Here is a 20,511-nt window from a genome sequence, read left to right as displayed (position 1 = left end):
ATAAAATAACACCCAGACTAAAACTATTCTTTATCGTCCGAAGATTTTATTTCCCTGGCGCTACTATAAAAGCATAACAATTATGTAGCATTAATGCATTGTGACCAATAGCCTATACCTTTTTTATGGTTGGCATAGGCCTTGCGCCATAATTCAAATTATTTTATGTCAACAATAAATCAATCAAAGCATATCAATCTACTGATAAAAATTAACACTACTATCATTTTATTTTTAGAGCGACTAAAAATAAAATTTTAGTTTTTCTAAAAAACCATCATTTTTGTGACACGATACGATTTTCTCTGGAAAAAAGACGCTATTACAATCACACCAGTTGATCCACAAATTTAATATGCATATTATTATCGCTACCCCAATTAAACCCATTAAATAACATCATGACTATTTATTTAATTAACAGCACGCACACTTACAATGATAAGACCAATGAGCTAAAAAACATAAAAACGGGAAAGATGATAAAAATTGCCGCAATGCGCATAAAATGTCTGGAATATATGCTGAATCATGCACAACAAGAGATTATTTATAAAAAACAACTCTCTAATGAACTTTGGGGGGAAAGAAGTCAATTTATCAGCGACGCCAACCTGACCCAGATATTATATCTACTGCGGCGCGACCTTAAAGGCTTTGGCCTGAGCCAGTTTTTTTCCACGGTGCCTCGAACTGGTATTAAAGTAGATGCTAACATTATTATCAGCAATGAAAACAAAAGCTGCCTCCCCTCTTCTTTAAAAAAAGAAGAGTATAAATATATGGCATTATTTTTCGCTTTACTGACCATGGTCATAATGGTTATTTATTTAATACGATAATTTGATATTAAGCCGACAAATCGCATAAGGATGTGCTTCCTTCAACCAAAGCGTCAGGCTGCTTTTCCTGGCTAAAAAGAAAGGTCGACTGAAATGTTGATATCAGTTTTTTGACATTTTTATAATGGGTGCTGTTTGTAGCCAGATAAGCATAGACGGGTAACGTACGAAAAATCATTTCATCAGGCATACGTAGTATTTTTATATTATAACGCCGCACATCCCTAAAATAAGTAGCAATCTTTCCTGGCAAAATCGCAACCATATCGCTTTTTTCAACAACACCGATAACGCCAAATAGTGAATCACTATAATAACCTATTTCCCTGCGCCCCGCATAAGGCGTACTGCTCTTGAATAAATCAATGCTATCAGCGGTGAAAGAAGAGAACATATCTGAATGATAGACAGCATGTCTGGCAGCATAAAAATTATATAAAGACATTTTTTCAAGCCCAACCAATGGACTTTTTTCACCACAAACACAAACAAAATCAGATAAATTATCAATAAGATAACTTTCGATCATCTCATTCTTAATTTCCAGAATTCCCATGATGACATCCGCATAGCCATGCGTCAGCATGGAGGCTGGTGAGTATTCCCCTGTTTTTTTAATCGCATAGTGTTTAATAATATATCGATTCATCAACACAGTATCCAGCAATGCTGGAAAATAGTAATTTTCAGTGATATCACTTCCCAGAACAATGAGTTCATTACTCTCCTGAGCATCTGTTTTATCGCACAGTGTGCTTTCTATAGATTCAATTGCCTGGCGAAATACCTGGTGAAGCGATTTACCTTTGCTGGACGGAACTAATCCTTTGCGGGTTCTGATAAATAACTCTTCGCCATAAAGATTTTGTAAACGAAGAAGAGCCTGAGAGATCGCCGCAGGCGTGACATCCAGTTTCCTCGCCGCCCTGGTTGCATTTCCTTCAGTAATAACCGTATCGAACACTTTGATCAGATTGTAGTCAATTTTTTTAGCATTTTTTATTGGCCGCATATAGGTTATCCTGGCTGGTATAATCTGGCACCATCATTTAAGGCGCAGATTAACCTTGCACCACACTTATTTCAATAAGTAAATCATTTCCTCTATCTGTTTGTTATTAAATTATAATTTTATTGATATCATTTCAGCCTGTGTGAAATAAAAACACATGATGCTATTTTATAAAAAACATCAAAAACATCTGGCACACTTTATAAAAAAGTAAAAAAAACATAATATTATCCTATTTAATCACAAATGATTCTCTTATTTCTTTGCGGTTCTCTACGCTTATCCGTACTGATGTAAGGAGTACTTTACCGCCAGTGAACACACTGACAGTGTGAAACGTACCTTATGAATATCAAAACGGAGTGAATTCATGAGACAATATACTATTAATAACGAATTTATTTATAATGAGTCGTTAAGAGAAATAATATCATTACATGATAAAAAAGTGCTAAAGGTGACGCTAATGCGTGCGCGTTGTTTAAGCTATCTTTTTGAAAATGCCTACAAGAAACTGATTACGCGGGAGATGATTTCACACGCAGTTTGGGGAGAGCGAAGTCAATTTGTTAGCGATGCTAATTTGACGCAACTTCTTTATCTGCTGCGACGAGATTTACAACAAATCGGGCTTTTCGAACTGTTTGTTACGCTCCCCAGGCAGGGGATAAAAATCGATGAAAGATTTATCATTGACGCTGCTGACATACCGCCACAAGCTATTCAATATCATACTCACCGATGTAATAAAATTATATCTATTGGTATTCCCACCCTTTTTTTATTGATGGTACTTTTCTTTTTAGCGCCGTTTATCTGAAGATAAAGTCTGTAGACCGTGTCCCGGGAAGGTGAGAACATTTTTCATAATATCCTCACACGACACTGACGGGACACTACCTGCGGTCTGCTACGCGGTTCAGTCATAGACAATGCGTAGCACTGTTAATTGCTTATCTTCATCCAAATAATCTCGTTTTACCATTGCATGAGGAGATGATATCGGCGTGATAATATTCTCGACAATAATATAACGTTCAACTCCCTCTTTATTATGGCATTGAATTTCTAAGGTTCCCACGTCATTCCAGCAGCCTGCCTCAACAACCGATCCCATAAAATGAATCTGAGCGGTCGGTTTCGCTGTCCCTTCATGAACGATAAAGGAAAGTAAAATCACCGGTATGACGCAACGCATAGACTTCATTTTACTTTCACTCCTGTGCGTTCTCCTCTGAGCGAATATCACCCCTTCGCTTTCTGAATCGCCATTTGCAACATATCCTGAGTCGTGCTTCCCGGGATCACGGTCACCCGTTTTACATCACCGTCTTGCGTCTGAGGCATGACGACAAAAGCAGGCGTGCCGCTAAAGTCCATATGCTGCGCCAGTGCCTGGTTAGTGAGGAGCGCATCATGTACTGCACCGCTGCTTTGCGCTTCTTTTACGGCGGCCAGCTGCGTCGGCGTTAGATAATGTTGCGCCAGGGTGTAGACATCGTGTTCCGTTAACGCGCCTTCCACCTTCCCTGTGGCATAAAGCGCATTATGCCAGTCGAGATATTTCGCCCCGCCCTGTGTAAGCCATACCTGTTCGCCGACTCTGGCCGCCAGTCCGGATACCGGCCAGCGGGAGGAAAAAATAGGAAACTCTTTGAAAATAAACCGGGTATCCGGGTTCGCCTTAATCAGGTTTTCGACCACAGGCGCCATTTTGCTGCACCACGAGCACTGGTAATCAAAGAACATCACCACCGCCGCTTTTGCCTCGTTGGGCCCAACGGAAGGACTGCTGCTACTGAGCAACTCAGCACGATACTGTAATGCCAGTTGAACATACGCCTGTTGTTGCGCAATCTGCTGACGCTGATGCAACGTCTCGCTGGCGGCGACCAAAAATTCCGGATGTTCGGCCAAATACGTTGCCACCACCTCTCCCACTTTATCCGGATGACTGACGATGTAGGCTTCCGCCGTCGGGCCAATTTGCGACGTCGGGGCAGAATCGGCGGCGATTGCCGAGGCGGATACGGCAACGCCTGCCAACGTCAACATCGCCAGTCGGGAAAGTTTTAACGCGTGATAATACATAATAAAAGTCTCGTTCGATAAGTTCGGAAAGCCTCCCGCTATCGGGAGACGCCTGAAAAAAAGTTAATGAATACGCGTCAGATCCACGGTTTGCGCTGTCATTACCCGCCCATAGTCATTAATACTTTGCCAGCGCACAGTGCAGCGAACCGTGTGCCGGCACCAGTCCGTTTGACGCGTTGCAAAGGGAGCCACGACCCCGGCGTTGTCCTGGGCGCGCTCGTTAGCGCGTAATAAAAAGAGCGTAACGTAATAGGGTGTCGGATTGCGTACCGTCGCGCCATCGGGGGTAAGCGACCAGATCAGATGCCGGTAGGCCTGCTGCGGATTGCCGGCGAGTCCCTCAGGGCGATAGAGCAATTTTAAAGCCGAACGAAACGCCATTTGTACACGGTTCGCTTCCGGTTTACCGGAGGGAATAGCGGCGATACTCAAGGTAAACAGACTTTCCCTGTCGGCGGGTAGCGGTGCGCCGGTATAAACCACCCGCATTGAGTTTTCCTGGCGCGCTGAAAGCATAAATAATGGCGGCGTGACCACGAAGGGCATGATATTCCCTTCGTTTTTGGTTCCTGGCCAGCGGCCACCAGGTAAAATATGCGTATCAATTAACCAGGACGCTTCTGAATGGTTACTTACCGGTACGCTTAATGCCGGGGCGCCCGCATGATAGATAAAGCGAGTACCGCCAATTACCACGCCAGCCTGCGCCCATGATATGGGAAGCAAGCACCAATATATCGCGCAGCGTAAAAAGAACTTATTCATAGGCAAGAATGAAGGTTGCGGAGGCATTGGCGTCCCCGGGCGTTACCGTGCCGCCATCGGCAAGATAACGCGCGTAAAATTGCAGATGCGCCGACGCCTGACCCGGACTGAGCGTCACCACATCACTCTCTTGCCCCAGTGGGATTAAAGTTTTATTTTGATCATAAAGCGCAATCCCAATGCCTGAAGCGTCGCTTTCCCCTGCGGTAAGCGCCAATAAATCCGTATTACGGCTGTCCGCCGCACCGCTAAAACTGACCGTTACGCCGCTGGCAGTGCTGCCGCAGTTTTGTAAATCGATAGCAAAAGGTTGCCAGGCGGAACCGTCGCCCGCGCGATAAAACTGCCGTTGAGAAACCGCGCCCATCGCCACGTTAATATTTTCCGAGTCTGGAGAGAGCGAACACGTATTGTCCGTGATGGTTCCGGAGACATAAACCCGGCCATCGTGCGCCTGGACGCCGGATGCCGCCAGCAGCATCCCGATGCCGTACAGGATATCGTTACGCATAATTACGATGGCTCCTCATTCATACTGCATATCGAAATACATGACCGCCGTCGCGTTCCCGGACGTGACCGTCGGCCGGGTCGATTTATAGCGAATATAAAAAGACAGCGTGTTGCGTCCGGCTTTCAACGGATAGACCACCGAGTCGGCATTATTGATACTGATGGTATCCTGATCATCATTCAGAATTTCCACCCCAACCCCACTTGCTAACATGTTTCCGCTTCCCATCCCGGTGTCGGTTATCGCCAGTAGCGCGGGATTGTCCGGATCGGGTTCGCCGGTAAACCAGATCTTCGCCCCGGCAATTCCTCGGGAACAATTTTTGAGGTTGATATTAAAGGGCTTAAATTTTGTCGTTGTTCCTGTCGAAGGAAAATCGCCAACTGCAAACTGCCCTAAATCAATACTTTGACTGAGGCTGGAGATATCTATGTCGCAGGTTTGCGCCACAATAGTGCCGGTAAATTCGAGGTTATAAGCGAGGTCGTCAGCGCTGGCATTGATTTGTGGACACAGCATCAGTCCCATGGCAAAAAGAGCGCAGTGTGATCTGTTCATTTAGTCAAAGTCCACTCGCAGGCTGGCCAGTGCGGTAAATGCCCCTTCCGCAGGCGTTTCGCCTGTTGTACTTACCGGGTAGGCCTGCAATGTGATGTTAGCGCGTCCGGCGCTATCGGTGATAAAAGGCGCGACGCTCTGTACATCATTGGGGATAAGCGCGTTTCCTTCATCGGTTTCGACCACTACGCCGACATCGGCATTATCCGAAGCGATAGCCTGGGGAACGTGGCTATCCGGCGTAGCGATAAGACGCATTGTTAAATTGACCTGCGAATCCAGACCGCTGCACTTTACCGGTACGCTGAATTTTTTCGCTCGTACCCCCTCCGGCTTTTGGCCTGCATGGTTGAAATTGCCGCTGTATAATGCGCCGAAATTTACCAGAATCGTTTGTCCGGCGTTGATTTCGCAGCTTTGCGGTACGGTCACCGTTCCACTATAAAGAATGCTGTACACGACATCTGTCAGCGGATCGCCTGCGGCGGTCATGACATAAACATTGAACATAGTCTTAGGACTAATATTCACCGTGCCGACGAACGGTTTAACAATTTTGAGCTGAAACTCCAGATTTGAGTCACGAACGTAAAACGGTTGACCCGCTTTCACATTTTCATCATATCCCATCAGGACATTGTTCATTGGCGGATAGATATCGCCCGCCGAAGAATCCTCAATTCGCATTCCGCCTTCAAGGTAGTCCGGGTCCAGCTTTAAATATTTCCAGTTACCGCTCGTTTCTACGACCGGATATGGCGACACATAGGAGCGATAAGTCTGGCTATAGGTCGACGCGCCGGCGGGACACACCGCCTGTACATTAACTTCCTGGCTTTTTTCCAGTTGAACCGTCTTTCCCACCTGGTTTTGTTCTGCCGTCAGAGTGGTCGTTAAATCGTAATTAATACTGGAAGGTACACCGTTAACGTTTTTACACACGTCTGCGAAGGCGTACTGCGATACGACACTTCCCGCCAGCAGAGCAAATAAAAGAGGTATTTTCATTTAATGGCACTCCGCATGTTGTCGACTCAGAATCTGACGGGAGGAAGAGAGATGATAGGACGCGACACACTGTTGATCCGGCAGGTTCCCCCAGCGAACGTGCAGAACGCCTTGCGCTGACAACCCGGAAAGATAGACCTCCCCGGCCTCGTCAACAATCGCCTCCGCATGGCGATCATTCACCGTCACCGTTGCGCCAAAGGGTACAGGCTTACCGTTATGATTCAGCGTTACCAGGGCACGCGCGCCAACCCGCGCTTTAAAGCGGGCCAGAACCAGCGCGCCTTCGGTCGGCACAACGCGAGTCACCGCGTCATCAATATCGACATCATCAGCCATGGCGTTAACGTCCAGCGCCATACGGTTTTGGCGATATGTTGTCGCATACGGCACCACCGCATAGCCACGCGCGTCCGTATGAATACCCGGCTGGTCGACAACGCCGACATTGGCTGCGCCCGGCGCGGCAATCAAAATATTGGTATTGCCCAGCGGCTGGCTTAGTGTCACTCCATGCGCGTGCGCTACCAGGCCGCCGCTCAGGCCATAATTCACCTGCTGGTAATCGCCGTTATCGCTAACGTTATAGCCAATGTTGGCGTTGCCTTTCGCGCCATCGTATTCCAGACTGGCGGCGCCGCTTTCGCCAATACCGTGATTCTGATAACCTTGCTGTATGTTGTAACTAAGATTGTTTTCGTCCAGCAGTGTGCCGCTAAGGCCCGCATTCTGCGTAACGTTATGCTGTTTGTCCGTACTGGTGCTAAAGGTAGCGTAAACATTGTGATGGCGCGTGACCTCATCATCGTGTTGCAGCCATTGACTTAGCGGCACCGAGATATTCAGCGCGAAAATTTGATCGCGCTCCGCATCGCCTGCGGATTTGTTATTGTTGTAAGAAACGCTCCATGCAATACCCGCCAGCGTATCGCTGTATCCCACCTGCAACAAAGAATCCTTTTCATCAGTGTGCCAGTAACTTTGCTGGCTGCCGGTAATAAAAAGCGATCCCAACCCGCCTAGCTGTTGATTGATATCGAGTTGTACTTTCCCCCTCCTGGTGTAATAAAGGTTGTAATAATCCGCCCATTCCGGCCTGCTTTTATCGCTGTCAGTCCGACTGTCATCGTCATAGCCGCTCATCCGTTTCCACGTGGTATCATCCAACGTGTAAAAGCCCGAGGTTGAATAGCGATAGCCCATAAGCTGTAAATTGGTTCCTGACTGTGCAAGCGATTTGGCATACAGGAAACGCAGCGATTGCCCCTGGTAGGTGTTATTATCCGCCAGCGTACTGGTAGCCTGGGTGACATCCAGCGACACCGCGCCCCAGTCGCCCAGATTTGCGCCGCTGCCGATCGCCAGCGCGTGATAATGACTGGAAAGTTGTGTTCCGCCATACAGCGTAAAACCATGCGGTAACCCCCATATCAAGGTCGCCTGACTGAATTTCACCTTCTCTTTTTGACTACTATCGCTGCGATACTCCGCCACCGTCGCCGCATACTTCAGCCGCCCTTCTCGTTGTAGAATCGGCACGGCGGAATAGGGCACGTTATAGCGATTAATAGAACCGTCGGACTCTTTGACTTCCACAGTCAAATCGCCGCTGGCGGCGGTAGGATAGAGATCATTAATAGTAAATGCCCCGGGCGGCACATAGCGCTGATTGATGATGTAGCCGTTTTGCCGAATGGTCACTTGCGCGTTGCTTCTGGCAATGCCGTGAATGGTCGGCGCGAAGCCCTTCATGCTGTCTGGCAACATATTGTCGTCAGACGCCAGTTGTAGTCCGCGAAAAGGAAGGCTGTCGAATAATGCGGAGGGGGTATAACTATCGCCTGCCGTCAGTTCTCCCTGCCAAAAGACCACATCACGTTCCAGATAAGTACTGATGTGCTGCCAGTCGCTGTCGCTATTCTGATCGCCGCTATTCGCGTTCCATGTGGAGTAGTCGCGTAACCGCCAGGCCCCCAGATTAAGGCCGCTATTCAATCCAAGAAAATAGCTGTTCTCCGCACTGCCGCCAGGGCTCCGATCCTGACTATTCGCGCCGGTAAAGGTGTAATTCAATAGCAACGCGTTAATACCTTCATCCCAGTATTGCGGTGGGATATAGCCTCTGGCGCTGGCAACCATCGCCGCCTGCGGGATGCTAATGTCGAGACGTTGCTGCGCAAAATCAAAGCGGGTCCGGGCGGCCGGTATCGCACTGGCGAGATCCGGACAACTTCCCGCCGTCGCCTTCGCCAACCGTGGAAACGCCCCGGTGTTCACCCCCATATTTTTAAGCATTTCAGGCGTCAGGCAGGCGCGTAATCCGCTGTCATCGGTTGGCGCGCTTTTTCCCGCCGTTTTCACCGCCTGAAAGGCAATGTCTTTGGTCGCGAGAAACGTATTGTTCAGGTAAACGTCAACGCGATACATCCCCGCCGCCTGGGCATTACGGGAAAAGGTCGATAAGTCGGCCACCGCAGACGGGTCGTCAGACAGAAATGCCGGGTTGAAATAGTTTTCCGCCCACCCCGGCGCAGGCACCAGTGCGATAGCCAACGCCAGCGGGGTTAATACGGGTTTAGCTACGCTGGAGTAATATCGCGTCATGAAAAGCTGATTACGCATAACATCATGAAGCTGGACAAACGCGTGCTGGCGTCGTTGCGCCAAAATCGTTTACCGTGCGCAAAGATACCTGGCCAGGCGTCGCCGGGAGAGTGATCGCGCCTTTCGGCGGTACCATAGTATTCGGCAGTTTTTTCCCCGCGCTGTACAGTTCAACCATCGAAACGTAGTACGGCGAAGGGTTAGTAATCGTTAGCTGGCCGTGCTCGTTACGGCAGCGAAGCGTCGACGGGGCATGGGCTGGCGCCTCCGCCAGATTTTTCGGGCGGATAAATAGCTTAATCACGCTTTGCGTCGCAATTTGCAGGGAGTTGCCGGTCAGTTTATTTTTATCGACAGAGGGTATCGCTTTACTGTTTAAATAAAACACGCTTTCGCGATCGGTCGGTAATGACGGCCCGACATACATAATACGTAATATATTTTCTTTTTTAGGCTGGATCACAAAGAGAGGCGGCGTAATGATAAAATCCGTCGAGCGTGAACCATCGGCATTGGCGACCCACGACTGAATTAAAAAAACATTGCTGGCAGAAGAATTAATAATCGGCAAGGAGGTTTGCTTACTTCCCTGCGGATAAATCACCCTGGTCGCGCCCAGCGCAATGCCTCCCGCCTGCGCGGCAAACGACAGGCCGGCCGCCGACAGTAGTAGCAATAATCGAAAGAAAATCGGTACGTTTTTTTTCATCTGTGTAATATCCTGATGCCGTCGGTTTGTTACGCGCAGTGACGCGCGTAACGCCCCTTTCTCGCCTCCCAACAGACGAGAAAAAAATCCCGATAAGGAATCAGGAATAAACCATGCTAAATGTCGCCGTCGCGGTAACATTACCGGCAGTCGCCGTACCGGTAGCGATATAATCCACGCTAAGCGGAATAACGTTTTCGCCATCGTTCAAGGTAACAGTACTGGACGATTCACCGATATTCAGCGCCTGGCCATCCGGCCCATAAAGTTGTAATGCCACATTCGTCGCCGAACCTGCCCCAGCGGTATTCGCCAGCGACCCCGGCTGGTTTGCGTCCTGCTGGCCATTAAAAATCACCGCCGCATTCTGGCTGGTCTGAGTATCGCAGTCTTCCAGTTTAATGGTGAAATCTTCTTTTTGATTCGCCGCCATACCGGCCTCGGTTAATTTACTGGCGCGAACCTGGCCTAATGTCACGGTCTGATCGACAGAGTCAGCGGAAACAGAACAGGCGGCGTCAACGACCTGTCCGACAAAATTTACCGTACCGCCAGTGACGGTTGTAGTATCCGCTTGCGCGGTGGACAACATTCCGCCAAAGGCAATGGCAGAGACCATTAATGCTAGTACAGGCTTTTTCATTCAAGCTCCTTTTAAATATAAAAATGAGGGTAATCAGATTTTTTAACGAAACGGCTGCTGATATTTCTTCACAGCAATATCACGACTTTTTCTTATGCGAAAAAAAGTGTCTTCTTGTTCTGATATAAATGTCAGAAACAATAAAACAGCCACTCAACGTCGTGAGTTTATCTTTACGTTATAATGAGATAACGATGTTATTAATTATTAACAAGCCAACGGCAAGTTGCAATCATCGACATTTGGTTTTAAAGGACTAGACATAACCTGTTGTTTTATATTAACTTTACACCAGTCATTCGGTCTATCCTCTTTAGCCATGTTGACTTTTTAAAAATAACCTGCGTAACAGCTTTCAATAAAACATTCTATTAACGATACCAGGCAAATTCAGTCGAGATATGTAAATATATCGTTGCATATAGTGCATTAATACGCCACTGGCAGTTTTCCGAGCGCCGCCAGCCGCCCATTATCAATATGGATATACCCGCCTTTTTTTAGTTCAGACAGAATCTTCATAGTCCGACTGCGCGATATCCCGGTACGCCGTTGAATAAAATTCAATACGATAATGTTTTCCCGGTAGGCCTGTGGATAAGCCCAGATTTCAATCAGCAGCGCCCGAACTTTCAGATAAGAATCGACGCCGACTAATTCACGATCGCGCGCGCTCATCACCATCAGACGGTAAGCCAGACAACGGGCCACGTCGTGCCACAAATCGCATTCATCGGCGATTTTTATAAAATCCGGCAGGCGAACAAATCTACCGGTACAAACCGTTTCCGCGAGCAAAAAGTGTTCCGGGCGCGCGGGAACGTTATAGGTAGCGCCATAGCTGTCAACCATACCCACGACCGATGGCGCAAACGATGAAGATATATGGAGTCGGTTGTCATCACGACAGAAAGAAACAATTCCTGACTCCAGTAATACAATGTAGTGTTCATCATTGGCCTGTAAATAAAACTCATCGCCGATACCCAGCGTAAACGGTTGACCAAATGGCAACAAGGCCGAAAATAAGGCATCAATCGCCGCGTGAGGTTTAGCCTGCTGAGAAAAAAGAAAAGAGTGTAATAAATTCTCATTATTATCTTTAGCAAAAGCGTCGTTCATCATTTTTTTCATTAACGGTTGTCTACTCAATGTAGCGCCACAGTATAACCTCTCAAAAAGTACTTAAATTAATAATAAATAACATCGCTATGCAGTATTTCTGTATTCACAACGCACTAATACGCAATATTTTTAAGATTAAGACGATTCTTAATACAAATTGATTACAGAAAATTAATAACGAATTACGCATAAAGAATGAGAGGTCAGGGGGCGCAGGAAAAGAGATTCGAAAGAACGCGCCTTCGAATCTCAAACTAATAGTCCAGATTAATGCAAATAAGCAGTGATATTATCTAAAATAGCGAGGGGCAGCATAATACTCTACCATTTTATCCGCCAGCCAGCCGCCGTCTTCACCGTTAGAATGGATTGTCGTAATACTGATAGTAGAACCACCGCCCCATAAGATCGAAAAGACGTTAAAGTCCGGTAGATTCAGCGCCTGCATCTGGCCCCAGTCATACCCCTTATCTTTACGTAAAAAGTCGCCGACGGTCGGGACGCCGTAAGTCGCGCTATTTAAGGCCGTATTGAGTAGCTGCAAAGAGAGCATGTCAGGATCGCTGCCAATGCGGGCGTCCCCCATAAAAAAGGTTCCGCCGGATGCAAAGTGCGCAGCGCTGATTTTGCTGACGCCCTCTTCTACTGTAGGCATATGGCCGCCAGGGATTTGCCACAGCATGGCGGGCGTCAGCAGCGCTTTCGTCACCTGTTTTACCATCGCCAGGTAATTAAGCCAGCATGTCGCATTCCAGCCATAGTGGGCAAGCGCATCAGGACTGAAACAGTCACGCTCAAATTTATCAAACGCAATAAAGTCCGGCGCATATTCTCCGCTATAAACGCCCAGTTCATGAATAAATCCGGCGATCGCCTGCCCTTCAGCTACCGGATCAGCGGTATCGCGCAGCACCCAGTCCGCCGTTCCTGTCGCCCAGACATTCGTCTGCCAGCCAAAAGCCACATCCGGGGCAAACTGACGAACAAGATAGTTCACCGCCTGAATATAACCGTAGAGATCGTCGCTAAACGTCGGCAACGAAGGCGCGATAAAGCCAGCCATCGCCGGTAATGCTTGTATCGCCGCCGCCAGTTGGGCATTCACCGGCACACTGTTTTTTTGCCGTACTACGGTATAGCCATACGGTCCTTGCTGTAGCGCCCCGAGAAAATCCGGGTTAAGCACAAAGGTGGCCGGGACAGGATGCGTCTCATCTTTGTATGACTGCGCCGCCAGACACTGGGTAATAAAGTTACCAAAATGGTTACGTAGCTTTTGCGCATCCTGTAAATCCGCCAGCGCGCTACCGCCGCTGGCATTCGCGGTATAAATGACCATTACCGGCATGACGCTACGCCCGGCTTCTTTTTCTATCTGGCGCACCAGCGCAACGGTTTTATGGATCGGTAACGTCGCGTAATCCAGAAAACCATCCCCGTTCACGTCAACCTCTGCGGCCGGAACCGGATCGCCGCCGCCGTCAAAACCATCGTATTTAAACAACGCGCTAAACGGTATATCGCGATAAAGAGAAACCGTCTCTGGCGCGTTAACCGTCACGCCGCCATGAGCAAGGTAATCAGGCCAACCTTTTACCTGTAGCGTCACGCCGGGCAGAAACTCCAGCGCCACATGGTTGACCTTTTGCAACAAGCGTAGCGGCCCGGCCTGTTCACAGCGCCACGGCACGCTGTCGATGAAAATGTCGTCCGTCTGAACATCATACAGCCCGGGCGCAAAGCATAATGCCAACGTCTGCCGATCGCTGCCGCTCTCCAGCATTAATGAGTATTGATATTTACCGCTGCTGAACAGATAACGCTGCGGCGCGACGCCATCGGGCAGGCCCAGTATAGTGGCATCTACCGTCACGAAGCTCGCCGTGTCGAGCGCCGACTGTTGGTAAGCGACCGCAACCTCGGCAACCTGCGCCGCGGCAGGGATAAAACCCGTAAGCTGTATGGGTGCCGATATAAAGCGGTTATTAATCATCGCAGGCTGCAGATTGACCGTATAATGATGCCCCGCCAGTAGCCGGGTGATTAACTGCGGTTGGTTGGCGATAAGCGTGACGGTACGCTCATCCGCTTGCGTAGCATCGGCGATTTCAACGGTCAATTTCGCATTACCAAGCGCAGGGGCGTCAATCATCAGACGCGCGCTGGCATAACGGACAATCGGCAGACAGGATACCTGGACCTGCGCGGCGGCATCGCCGGATTGCAGCGTAACGATAAAAGAGGACTCGACAGGCGCGATTTGCATCTCATCATTCGCCAGTACCGGTACGGTAAGCCGATACGTTCCTGCGCTAAGATCGCTTATTGTCAGAACCTCACCCCACTCACCGACAAAGCGCCGGGTTTCGCCGGCAGGAAACAGTAGCTCAATCGCCGGTTTGAGCGCCACGGTCTGCGTCATGGCAGGAAAATGAACGCAAATTTTTCCCTGACGGGCAGGATCATGAGCCAACGTCGCGTTCAAATCGCTGATGGCAACTGGCGTCTGCGTGGCGGCCAGATAGCACTGTAATTCGGCGATATCCCCCGCCGCCAGCATCAGCGCGCCGTCATGATTAATGGTGATGGTATTCTTCTCGATGGGCCATCCCCCATCGCTGGCCAGCGTCACGGCCTGATTCCCCAGCATTGTTCCCTGAAACGGACTGTAGGGATCGGGGTGCGCGCTGGCCGTAAAATTCAGTTGAAGCTGATTGAGATCTACCGCCTGGGCGTAGAGGTTGGTCAGCGTAAAGGTGACGCGTTGATACCAACTCGCGGCATTCAACTCGCTAACGTTAAGCGTAAGGCCGCGTTCCTGAAGGTCATTGTCCTTTTCCGGCACATCGGGTTCGGCGGGTTGTTCGTCTGCGGCGGGTATCGCTGGCGTCTCCTGATCGGATGGGGTTTCAGACTCTGCGTCTTCGGATGACGATGACGCCAGCGTCAAGGTGATGGCGGACATTTTTACCGGCACCTGCGTCGCCGCGAGGCTGAAAGAGAGCGTCCCGCGTTCGCCCGGCTGAAGAAGTAATGCATCGCTGTTATTAATGATGATGTTGTTAGTTTCCAGCGTGCCATACGAACTCTCATTCAGCGTAAGCGGCAGGTTCCCTTTGAGCGTACCGCCGCTATTTCCCCATGGATCGATGTGCCCGGAAGCCGTGAACGATATTGCGGCATGGTTCATATCGACCGCATTACCGCTCTCATTGATGAAGGTTAAGGTGATTTTTTGATACCAGCTGTTGACGTCAAATGCGCTGGCATGGATGGAAATGGTCATGGTCTGCTCTTCCTCTGTCCCTGGTGGAGAAAAGCCCCGGTAAACCGGGGCTTGAATCATGAAGCCCAATACATCGTGCTTAATGCCGTGTATTAGTAAGCGCCAAGATCGGTCCATGCACCGCCGACACCGCAGTTCAGGTCAGGCTGGTCGCCCATAGACCACCATTTCACCTGATAGTTATGGCCTTTCCAGCTAACGATTTCGAAAGAACCCCAGTTTGCGCCATAAACGCTAGAAGCATCCCACTGCGCGTAAGGTGACGTTTTGTCATCTGCTGGCGTATCATCCTCAGCCGGCGTGGTATCTTCTTCCTCGTCCGGTACAGGAACGATAATCTCTTCTTCCTCTTCCGGTTCCGGTTGAACCTGAGATAGCGCAGGCACCGCCGTCAGAACAAAGCGCTGTTGAGAGGACGGTTCGTTGTAGCAGTCGCGTACAAACAGGGTGAACTGAAAGGCTGTTTTTTCGCTAACTTCCGGTACCACAACCTCAATGATTTCAGCCGTTTTGTCTGCCACATCGATTTGAGAAGGCACGCCCCAGCTAAAGGACAGCTCATCGTTATCTTCATCAGAAGAACCTGCGCCAGACAGCTGTACCGTAGATCCGCCTACGACCATCAGTTCAATCGCCGCTTTCGGCGCGTGGTTGACCTTCTGCGCGTCGTCGCTATCGCTCTGCTCGTCATCTTTTTCTACATTGATACCTTCGAAGTAGAACGGTTCCATATCGATAACTTCAGATTCGATTTCATAACCCAGACCTTCACGCACGGCGTTAACCAGCACGCCGTTGTCCTGATCGATAGTCCAGGTAAACACGCCGCCCAGGCCCAGTTTCGCTGCATATTCGCCTTTTGCTTTGACAGTACGCGGCGTATCCAGGGATAAAAACAGTTTGGATTCCGGGCTATACAGGTAGTCAGCGTCAGCGACCTGGTCGGTGTAAACGTTGAAACCGTTACGGCCTTTCTGGTTTTCCAGATCCAGGTAGCTATAAATGACGTCATACCATTCGCTAGTGCCGGATTCGAAGGAACCGGTAGTATCGCCTGAACCTGGGTTGTAAGAACCTTTCAGCGGCGACAGGGATTCAATTTCTACCTGGCGAGCGTTACGGGTATAGCCGGCATAACCGATGTTGATACGGTCAGCGGAAAAACCTTCCGCCAGCAGGTGATCAACGATGGTTTCGACAGCCCAGCCGCCCTCTTCCAGCGCTTTGCGGTTAGTGTGGTGGCCCAGCGTTTCCGCCCACGGCGTACCGAAGAAGTCATAGGTCATCAGGTTGATGCCGTACAGGCCAGCAGCCAACAGATCTTTTACTTTAGCGTGATCAAAAATCGTAGTCACCGCGGAGGCCGCGATAGAGATCTTCACATTGCTCAGACCCGCGGAATCCAGCTGTTTACGCAGTTCGGAAATCAGCAGCGCGTAGTTAGCGCCATCTTCTGCGCCAAACGGGTTGCCCGCCCCTTCATCGTTCGGGTATTCCCAGTCAATATCCACTTCGCTGAACATCGGGAACTGTTTGAACAGTTTCACCACGCCTTTGGCGAAGGTTTTACGAGAAGAGTCAGAAGCGGCGGTTTCGTGGAACCCGTTACTCATGCTCCAGCCGCCGATACTCATGGAGAGCGCCAGCGTGTGACCCGCAGCTTTCGCTTTTGCCTGCATATCACGCAACGCGCCCAGCATACCTTTGGCGTTAGCCTGGGTCACGGTTTTCGGATCAACGTCCCAGCCGCTGGTTTCAAAACCCAGGTTGATATAAGACTGGAAATCGCCCCACGGATCGAGGAAGGTCGGTTCATATTTCACTTTGCCGCACAGCGCTGCCGCTTCTGCTACGACGTCGCGGTCTTCTTTATCAATTTTTCTGAAACCGGTGATACCAACAAAACCAAAAATCAGTTTGTCATAAGCCGTCGGTGAAACATTGGTTAAATCATAACCACGGCCCGGTTGGGACATATTGCCTTGCAGACGGCTGTCATACTGTGACCAGTCGGTGTAATAACCGAATACCTTCGGCTTAGTCGTGGAATTTTTATATTTATTGTATACCGGTTTCGCAACACGAGCGGAAGTATAGCTTATTTTATCATCGCTTGTTGCAGGGTCAAAACCATTCGCTGCATGGGTAGTTTCAGTAATCGTATCGCCTTGAATCAGTTTGCTTGTAGCCATTTTCAAATTTCCTTTTACGTTTCAAAATTGTCGCAGCTCGTTCTGCGAGGGTCCATAATCGTTACAGGCATAAAAAATAGCTAATCACAAAACATCATCTTTTTAGATGATATAAAAATCATAAAAATGAGGTTAACAACACCGTCTATCGAAGAGAAAACAACACCTCTCAGCGCCCGCTCACTCCGTTCTGGTGAGAGCATAGTAAATATCATTTATCATGTAATTAAATATCATTTAATTTCAATGAAATAATGTGATTACACTCGCTATAGACAATGACAATACAATAAAACCAGTGACATTTATTGGATTAAGACATTTCTCATACAATATAGTCACCACAGACAACCAGGATGTACATTTCTAAAGGAAGACGTTATGAAAACTTATATCATTAATAGCAATTGCATTTACAATGAAGGTAAATATGAACTGAGGACGGTCTCAAATTCACAGGTTATTAAAATGACTGCGATGAGAGCCAAATGTCTCAGTTTCATCATCGAGAATGCTCATCTGGAGATTATCGAGCGACAAAAAATAACCACTGCGTTATGGGGAAGTCGAAGCCACTATGTTAATGATGCAAATCTAACGCAGATTCTCTATTTAATCAGACGTGACCTTAAAGCGCTTGGTATTAACGATCTTTTTATTACCATTCCAAGACAAGGCCTCAAAGTTAATAGTGATATCACCATTATCGCGACGGATAGCGAAACAAAGGGAAGAAAAAAACAGATTGTACGGCAAACCATCGCTGCCCTGACGACCGTATTTTCAGTAACGTTAGGTTCTCTCATGTATCTGCATATTCACTAAGCGAAGGAAAGGGAAGATGAATCCAATTATAGATGGAATTATTGCGCTTGAAGGCGGTTACGTATTTAACCCTAAAGATAAAGGCGGCGCCACCCATTGGGGCATTACCGAAGCCACGGCGCGAGCGCATGGCTATGCTGGCGATATGCGGGATCTGACCCACGCTGAAGCCTACGCGATTCTCGAAGAGGATTACTGGATAAAACCAGGTTTTGACGTCATCTCGACGCTATCGTGGCCAGTCTCCTTCGAGCTGTGCGATGCGGCAGTCAACATAGGCGCTTACCACCCCAGCGCGTGGCTGCAACGCTGGTTGAACGTCTTTAATCACGAAGGTAAACGCTACCCGGATATTCATGTGGATGGCAATATTGGCCCGCGGACGCTTGCCGCTCTCGAACATTATTTGGCCTGGCGAGGCCAGGAAGGGGAAGCCGTTTTGGTGAAAGCCCTCAATTGCAGTCAGGGCACGTACTACTTAAACGTTGCTGAGAAAAACCACAATAACGAACAATTTATTTATGGCTGGATCAAGAATAGAGTGACCTAGACCAGGCTGAAAAAAGACGCGTAAAAGGCTCACGGATGAGCCTGATACTGCAAATGATAATTAATCTGAATTATTACCTTCGATAATTTTTTTAATCCGCCGCCCAAGAATCTTTAAGATCGGACTCGCGAAAACACCGCCTAAGCCTGCCGCCAACAGAACAATGTTGAAACTGCATTCTTTTTCGATCGCAATCGCGCTTAACAAGAAACTGGTGAAGCAGGAAATCACGATCTGCGTTAAGCAATATTTAATACTTTCATGAGAACTATTATATTCTGTCTTATCTTTGCGTAAAAGATAGCTGACAAAGCCTCCCCACGCGCCAATCGAAATAATAGTGAGTAAGATCTCTAGCTCCAATAGCACAACTTCCGTTGTCGACACATGGTTGGGAATAGACATTTTAACACTCCGAAATCATTATAAATGAATAATTAACACAAGGAGTGTAAGCGCCCTGTCAGAAGGGTAAAAATCAAAGCACATCATTTAAAACCATATTAAATCAAAGCGTAAAAATGAGGTGTATTAGCGACGGAAGGAGGAAAGCGTTTGTAACATACTTACCATCTCATTAATCGTCGATATATTTCTACTATTTTTATTCCAGGATGCATAGACCTGAACTGACTTCAAAGCCAGTTCGGGCGGAGGCTGAATAAATTTAATGTCATATTTACGATGATTTTTATAAAAAAGCGCTAATTTCAAAGGCATCAATGCAATCAATGAGGTTCGTTCGATCATGCTCATCAAACCGCTAATCGAATCACTGCGATAGCCGACAATACGCCTGCCAGTATAGTAAAGCTCATCCTTAAATAACTCGCTATCATGATATATCACTGAAGCCCCCATCCCCGGCTGATATAACGCATGACGCGAAGAATAAAAATGATGTAGCGACAGTTGTGAGAGGGTACTCAGCATGTGTTTACTGCTACAGATACAAACAAATGATTTAAAACTATCAATAATTTGATTCTCTATGCCGGACTCCAGCAAAGGTTCGGCACTAATCAACAGATCGCCTTGCGCAGTAAACAGAAGTTCGCTGATATGCTCCCGACTCATATTTCTGACAGTGAAATGATTTATCAAAATACGGTCAAATATATCGCTGTTATAGAGCTGAGAAAGATAATAGCTTTCAACAATATCACTGCCTAATAACGTTATCTGGAACGCTTCATCTTTTTTGCTATTACAGAGAAATGTGTCATCCACCAGTTTCATCACCTGACTGAAATTTTGGTGAATGTCGACAGCCTTAGCTGTGGGGATGAGCCCGCCTTTCCCTCTGCTAAACAGTTCTTCCGGGTAATAACTCTGCAGGCGCTTTAACGCCAGAGAAACGGCAGCCGGTGTAATGCCTAACTTTTTTGCCGCCATAGCCGCATTTCCTGACAAAATAACAGCGTCAAGAATTTTGATTAAATTATAATCAAAGCTCTTGTTGGCACCTTTCGATCCCATTCGCTGTCTGCCTCCGGAAACTAAAAAAAGCAATATAGATAATACTCAAGATAAATCAATTCACAGCATCTAAAAAAGCAATCATTAATGTCATCACATCACGTTTTTTTAAAGAATAAGCGTATACAAAACTGCTGATTAACATCAATTTGTTTATCAGTAAAAACAAAATATCAACAAATGAGAGGATACGATGTGTTTAACAGAAGCCAGGGCGCGTACAGGCAGAATAAATATCCTCCGGCATAGCCGGAGGTTTTTCAGATGCGCCTGTAAGGCTCTCTTACCAGCCGCGCCCTAACAGG

The 20,511-nt window shown here is 48.0% G+C and carries 19 protein-coding genes; 4 read left to right on the top strand and 15 right to left on the bottom strand.

The window, feature by feature from the left end; all coding sequences use genetic code 11:
- Window positions 1–401: 401 nt before the first annotated feature.
- A complete protein-coding gene (locus NA197_RS22220; RefSeq protein ID WP_023226877.1) occupies window positions 402–842 on the top strand; it encodes a winged helix-turn-helix domain-containing protein in 441 nt (146 codons plus the stop codon).
- 7 nt (window positions 843–849) lie between these two features.
- Here the strand turns inward: NA197_RS22220 and NA197_RS22215 are convergent, their stop codons facing one another.
- Window positions 850–1,854: a LysR family transcriptional regulator gene (locus NA197_RS22215; protein ID WP_064043350.1), complete on the bottom strand. Its 1,005-nt coding sequence runs from the start codon at window positions 1,852–1,854 to the stop codon at window positions 850–852.
- A gap of 370 nt (window positions 1,855–2,224) precedes the next feature.
- Between NA197_RS22215 and NA197_RS22210 the strand changes: the two genes are divergently transcribed.
- Window positions 2,225–2,674, top strand: coding sequence for a winged helix-turn-helix domain-containing protein (locus NA197_RS22210; protein ID WP_001250364.1), 450 nt, complete (start codon window positions 2,225–2,227; stop codon window positions 2,672–2,674).
- A 99-nt stretch (window positions 2,675–2,773) separates the two neighbouring features.
- Here the strand turns inward: NA197_RS22210 and NA197_RS22205 are convergent, their stop codons facing one another.
- The 12 genes from NA197_RS22205 to NA197_RS22150 all read right to left on the bottom strand — a co-directional run bounded on the left by NA197_RS22205 (window position 2,774) and on the right by NA197_RS22150 (window position 17,352).
- Entirely contained in the window at window positions 2,774–3,061 is a 288-nt protein-coding gene (locus NA197_RS22205; RefSeq protein WP_000839832.1) for a hypothetical protein, read from the bottom strand.
- Between the two features lie 38 nt (window positions 3,062–3,099).
- Complete coding sequence (locus NA197_RS22200; RefSeq protein ID WP_000291392.1) at window positions 3,100–3,945, bottom strand: DsbA family protein; 846 nt, start codon at window positions 3,943–3,945, stop codon at window positions 3,100–3,102.
- Window positions 3,946–4,008: 63 nt separating this feature from the next.
- Window positions 4,009–4,740: a fimbrial chaperone BcfG gene (bcfG, locus tag NA197_RS22195; protein ID WP_001135028.1), complete on the bottom strand. Its 732-nt coding sequence runs from the start codon at window positions 4,738–4,740 to the stop codon at window positions 4,009–4,011.
- Window positions 4,706–5,224 (bottom strand): fimbrial protein BcfF, encoded by a 519-nt coding sequence (locus NA197_RS22190; RefSeq protein WP_020437683.1) that lies wholly within the window; start codon window positions 5,222–5,224, stop codon window positions 4,706–4,708. The genes bcfG and NA197_RS22190 overlap by 35 nt, the downstream gene beginning before the upstream one ends.
- A gap of 15 nt (window positions 5,225–5,239) precedes the next feature.
- Complete coding sequence (locus NA197_RS22185; protein WP_001082038.1) at window positions 5,240–5,785, bottom strand: fimbrial protein BcfE; 546 nt, start codon at window positions 5,783–5,785, stop codon at window positions 5,240–5,242.
- The gene (locus tag NA197_RS22180; protein ID WP_000701247.1) at window positions 5,786–6,793 is read right to left on the bottom strand and encodes a fimbrial protein BcfD; all 1,008 of its coding nucleotides are present in this window, start codon (window positions 6,791–6,793) and stop codon (window positions 5,786–5,788) included.
- Window positions 6,794–9,415, bottom strand: a complete 2,622-nt coding sequence (bcfC, locus tag NA197_RS22175; protein WP_064043355.1) for a fimbrial usher BcfC — start codon at window positions 9,413–9,415, stop codon at window positions 6,794–6,796. It lies immediately after the preceding gene.
- A gap of 4 nt (window positions 9,416–9,419) precedes the next feature.
- Entirely contained in the window at window positions 9,420–10,106 is a 687-nt protein-coding gene (gene bcfB / locus NA197_RS22170; RefSeq protein ID WP_064043349.1) for a fimbrial biogenesis chaperone BcfB, read from the bottom strand.
- 100 nt (window positions 10,107–10,206) lie between these two features.
- A complete protein-coding gene (locus tag NA197_RS22165) occupies window positions 10,207–10,749 on the bottom strand; it encodes a fimbrial protein BcfA (protein ID WP_000743355.1) in 543 nt (180 codons plus the stop codon).
- Window positions 10,750–11,178: 429 nt separating this feature from the next.
- Window positions 11,179–11,883, bottom strand: coding sequence for a winged helix-turn-helix transcriptional regulator (locus NA197_RS22160; RefSeq protein WP_001576712.1), 705 nt, complete (start codon window positions 11,881–11,883; stop codon window positions 11,179–11,181).
- 280 nt (window positions 11,884–12,163) lie between these two features.
- Window positions 12,164–15,160: a chitinase gene (locus tag NA197_RS22155; RefSeq protein ID WP_079849443.1), complete on the bottom strand. Its 2,997-nt coding sequence runs from the start codon at window positions 15,158–15,160 to the stop codon at window positions 12,164–12,166.
- 92 nt (window positions 15,161–15,252) lie between these two features.
- A complete protein-coding gene (locus tag NA197_RS22150) occupies window positions 15,253–17,352 on the bottom strand; it encodes a glycosyl hydrolase family 18 protein (RefSeq protein ID WP_064043347.1) in 2,100 nt (699 codons plus the stop codon).
- A gap of 381 nt (window positions 17,353–17,733) precedes the next feature.
- Here NA197_RS22150 and NA197_RS22145 point away from each other — a divergent pair, with 381 nt between their 5' ends.
- Both NA197_RS22145 and NA197_RS22140 read left to right on the top strand, forming a co-directional pair.
- Window positions 17,734–18,177, top strand: coding sequence for a winged helix-turn-helix domain-containing protein (locus NA197_RS22145; RefSeq protein WP_000860682.1), 444 nt, complete (start codon window positions 17,734–17,736; stop codon window positions 18,175–18,177).
- Window positions 18,178–18,193: 16 nt separating this feature from the next.
- A complete protein-coding gene (locus tag NA197_RS22140; RefSeq protein WP_001068132.1) occupies window positions 18,194–18,727 on the top strand; it encodes a glycoside hydrolase family 108 protein in 534 nt (177 codons plus the stop codon).
- A 60-nt stretch (window positions 18,728–18,787) separates the two neighbouring features.
- Here the strand turns inward: NA197_RS22140 and NA197_RS22135 are convergent, their stop codons facing one another.
- On the bottom strand, window positions 18,788–19,132 hold the full coding sequence (locus NA197_RS22135) for a phage holin family protein (protein WP_000026889.1): 345 nt from the start codon (window positions 19,130–19,132) through the stop codon (window positions 18,788–18,790).
- Window positions 19,133–19,258: 126 nt separating this feature from the next.
- Window positions 19,259–20,206, bottom strand: coding sequence for a LysR family transcriptional regulator (locus tag NA197_RS22130; protein ID WP_000534910.1), 948 nt, complete (start codon window positions 20,204–20,206; stop codon window positions 19,259–19,261).
- Window positions 20,207–20,511 lie beyond the last annotated feature (305 nt).

It is taken from the genome of Salmonella sp. NW884, assembly GCF_051700745.1.
Lineage (GTDB): Bacteria > Pseudomonadota > Gammaproteobacteria > Enterobacterales > Enterobacteriaceae > Salmonella > Salmonella enterica.
The sequence above is the reverse complement of the archived record's forward strand: the minus strand, read 5'-3'. Positions and strand labels throughout refer to the sequence as shown.

What these genes read in the sequence shown, in the direction of transcription:
- NA197_RS22220 (WP_023226877.1), top strand. Translation starts at nt 402, where the DNA reads ATGACTATTTATTTAATTAACAGCACGCACACTTACAATGATAAGACC.
- NA197_RS22215 (WP_064043350.1), bottom strand. Translation starts at nt 1,854, where the DNA reads ATGCGGCCAATAAAAAATGCTAAAAAAATTGACTACAATCTGATCAAA.
- NA197_RS22210 (WP_001250364.1), top strand. Translation starts at nt 2,225, where the DNA reads ATGAGACAATATACTATTAATAACGAATTTATTTATAATGAGTCGTTA.
- NA197_RS22205 (WP_000839832.1), bottom strand. Translation starts at nt 3,061, where the DNA reads ATGAAGTCTATGCGTTGCGTCATACCGGTGATTTTACTTTCCTTTATC.
- NA197_RS22200 (WP_000291392.1), bottom strand. Translation starts at nt 3,945, where the DNA reads ATGTATTATCACGCGTTAAAACTTTCCCGACTGGCGATGTTGACGTTG.
- bcfG (WP_001135028.1), bottom strand. Translation starts at nt 4,740, where the DNA reads ATGCCTCCGCAACCTTCATTCTTGCCTATGAATAAGTTCTTTTTACGC.
- NA197_RS22190 (WP_020437683.1), bottom strand. Translation starts at nt 5,224, where the DNA reads ATGCGTAACGATATCCTGTACGGCATCGGGATGCTGCTGGCGGCATCC.
- NA197_RS22185 (WP_001082038.1), bottom strand. Translation starts at nt 5,785, where the DNA reads ATGAACAGATCACACTGCGCTCTTTTTGCCATGGGACTGATGCTGTGT.
- NA197_RS22180 (WP_000701247.1), bottom strand. Translation starts at nt 6,793, where the DNA reads ATGAAAATACCTCTTTTATTTGCTCTGCTGGCGGGAAGTGTCGTATCG.
- bcfC (WP_064043355.1), bottom strand. Translation starts at nt 9,415, where the DNA reads ATGCGTAATCAGCTTTTCATGACGCGATATTACTCCAGCGTAGCTAAA.
- bcfB (WP_064043349.1), bottom strand. Translation starts at nt 10,106, where the DNA reads ATGAAAAAAAACGTACCGATTTTCTTTCGATTATTGCTACTACTGTCG.
- NA197_RS22165 (WP_000743355.1), bottom strand. Translation starts at nt 10,749, where the DNA reads ATGAAAAAGCCTGTACTAGCATTAATGGTCTCTGCCATTGCCTTTGGC.
- NA197_RS22160 (WP_001576712.1), bottom strand. Translation starts at nt 11,883, where the DNA reads ATGAAAAAAATGATGAACGACGCTTTTGCTAAAGATAATAATGAGAAT.
- NA197_RS22155 (WP_079849443.1), bottom strand. Translation starts at nt 15,160, where the DNA reads ATGACCATTTCCATCCATGCCAGCGCATTTGACGTCAACAGCTGGTAT.
- NA197_RS22150 (WP_064043347.1), bottom strand. Translation starts at nt 17,352, where the DNA reads ATGGCTACAAGCAAACTGATTCAAGGCGATACGATTACTGAAACTACC.
- NA197_RS22145 (WP_000860682.1), top strand. Translation starts at nt 17,734, where the DNA reads ATGAAAACTTATATCATTAATAGCAATTGCATTTACAATGAAGGTAAA.
- NA197_RS22140 (WP_001068132.1), top strand. Translation starts at nt 18,194, where the DNA reads ATGAATCCAATTATAGATGGAATTATTGCGCTTGAAGGCGGTTACGTA.
- NA197_RS22135 (WP_000026889.1), bottom strand. Translation starts at nt 19,132, where the DNA reads ATGTCTATTCCCAACCATGTGTCGACAACGGAAGTTGTGCTATTGGAG.
- NA197_RS22130 (WP_000534910.1), bottom strand. Translation starts at nt 20,206, where the DNA reads ATGGGATCGAAAGGTGCCAACAAGAGCTTTGATTATAATTTAATCAAA.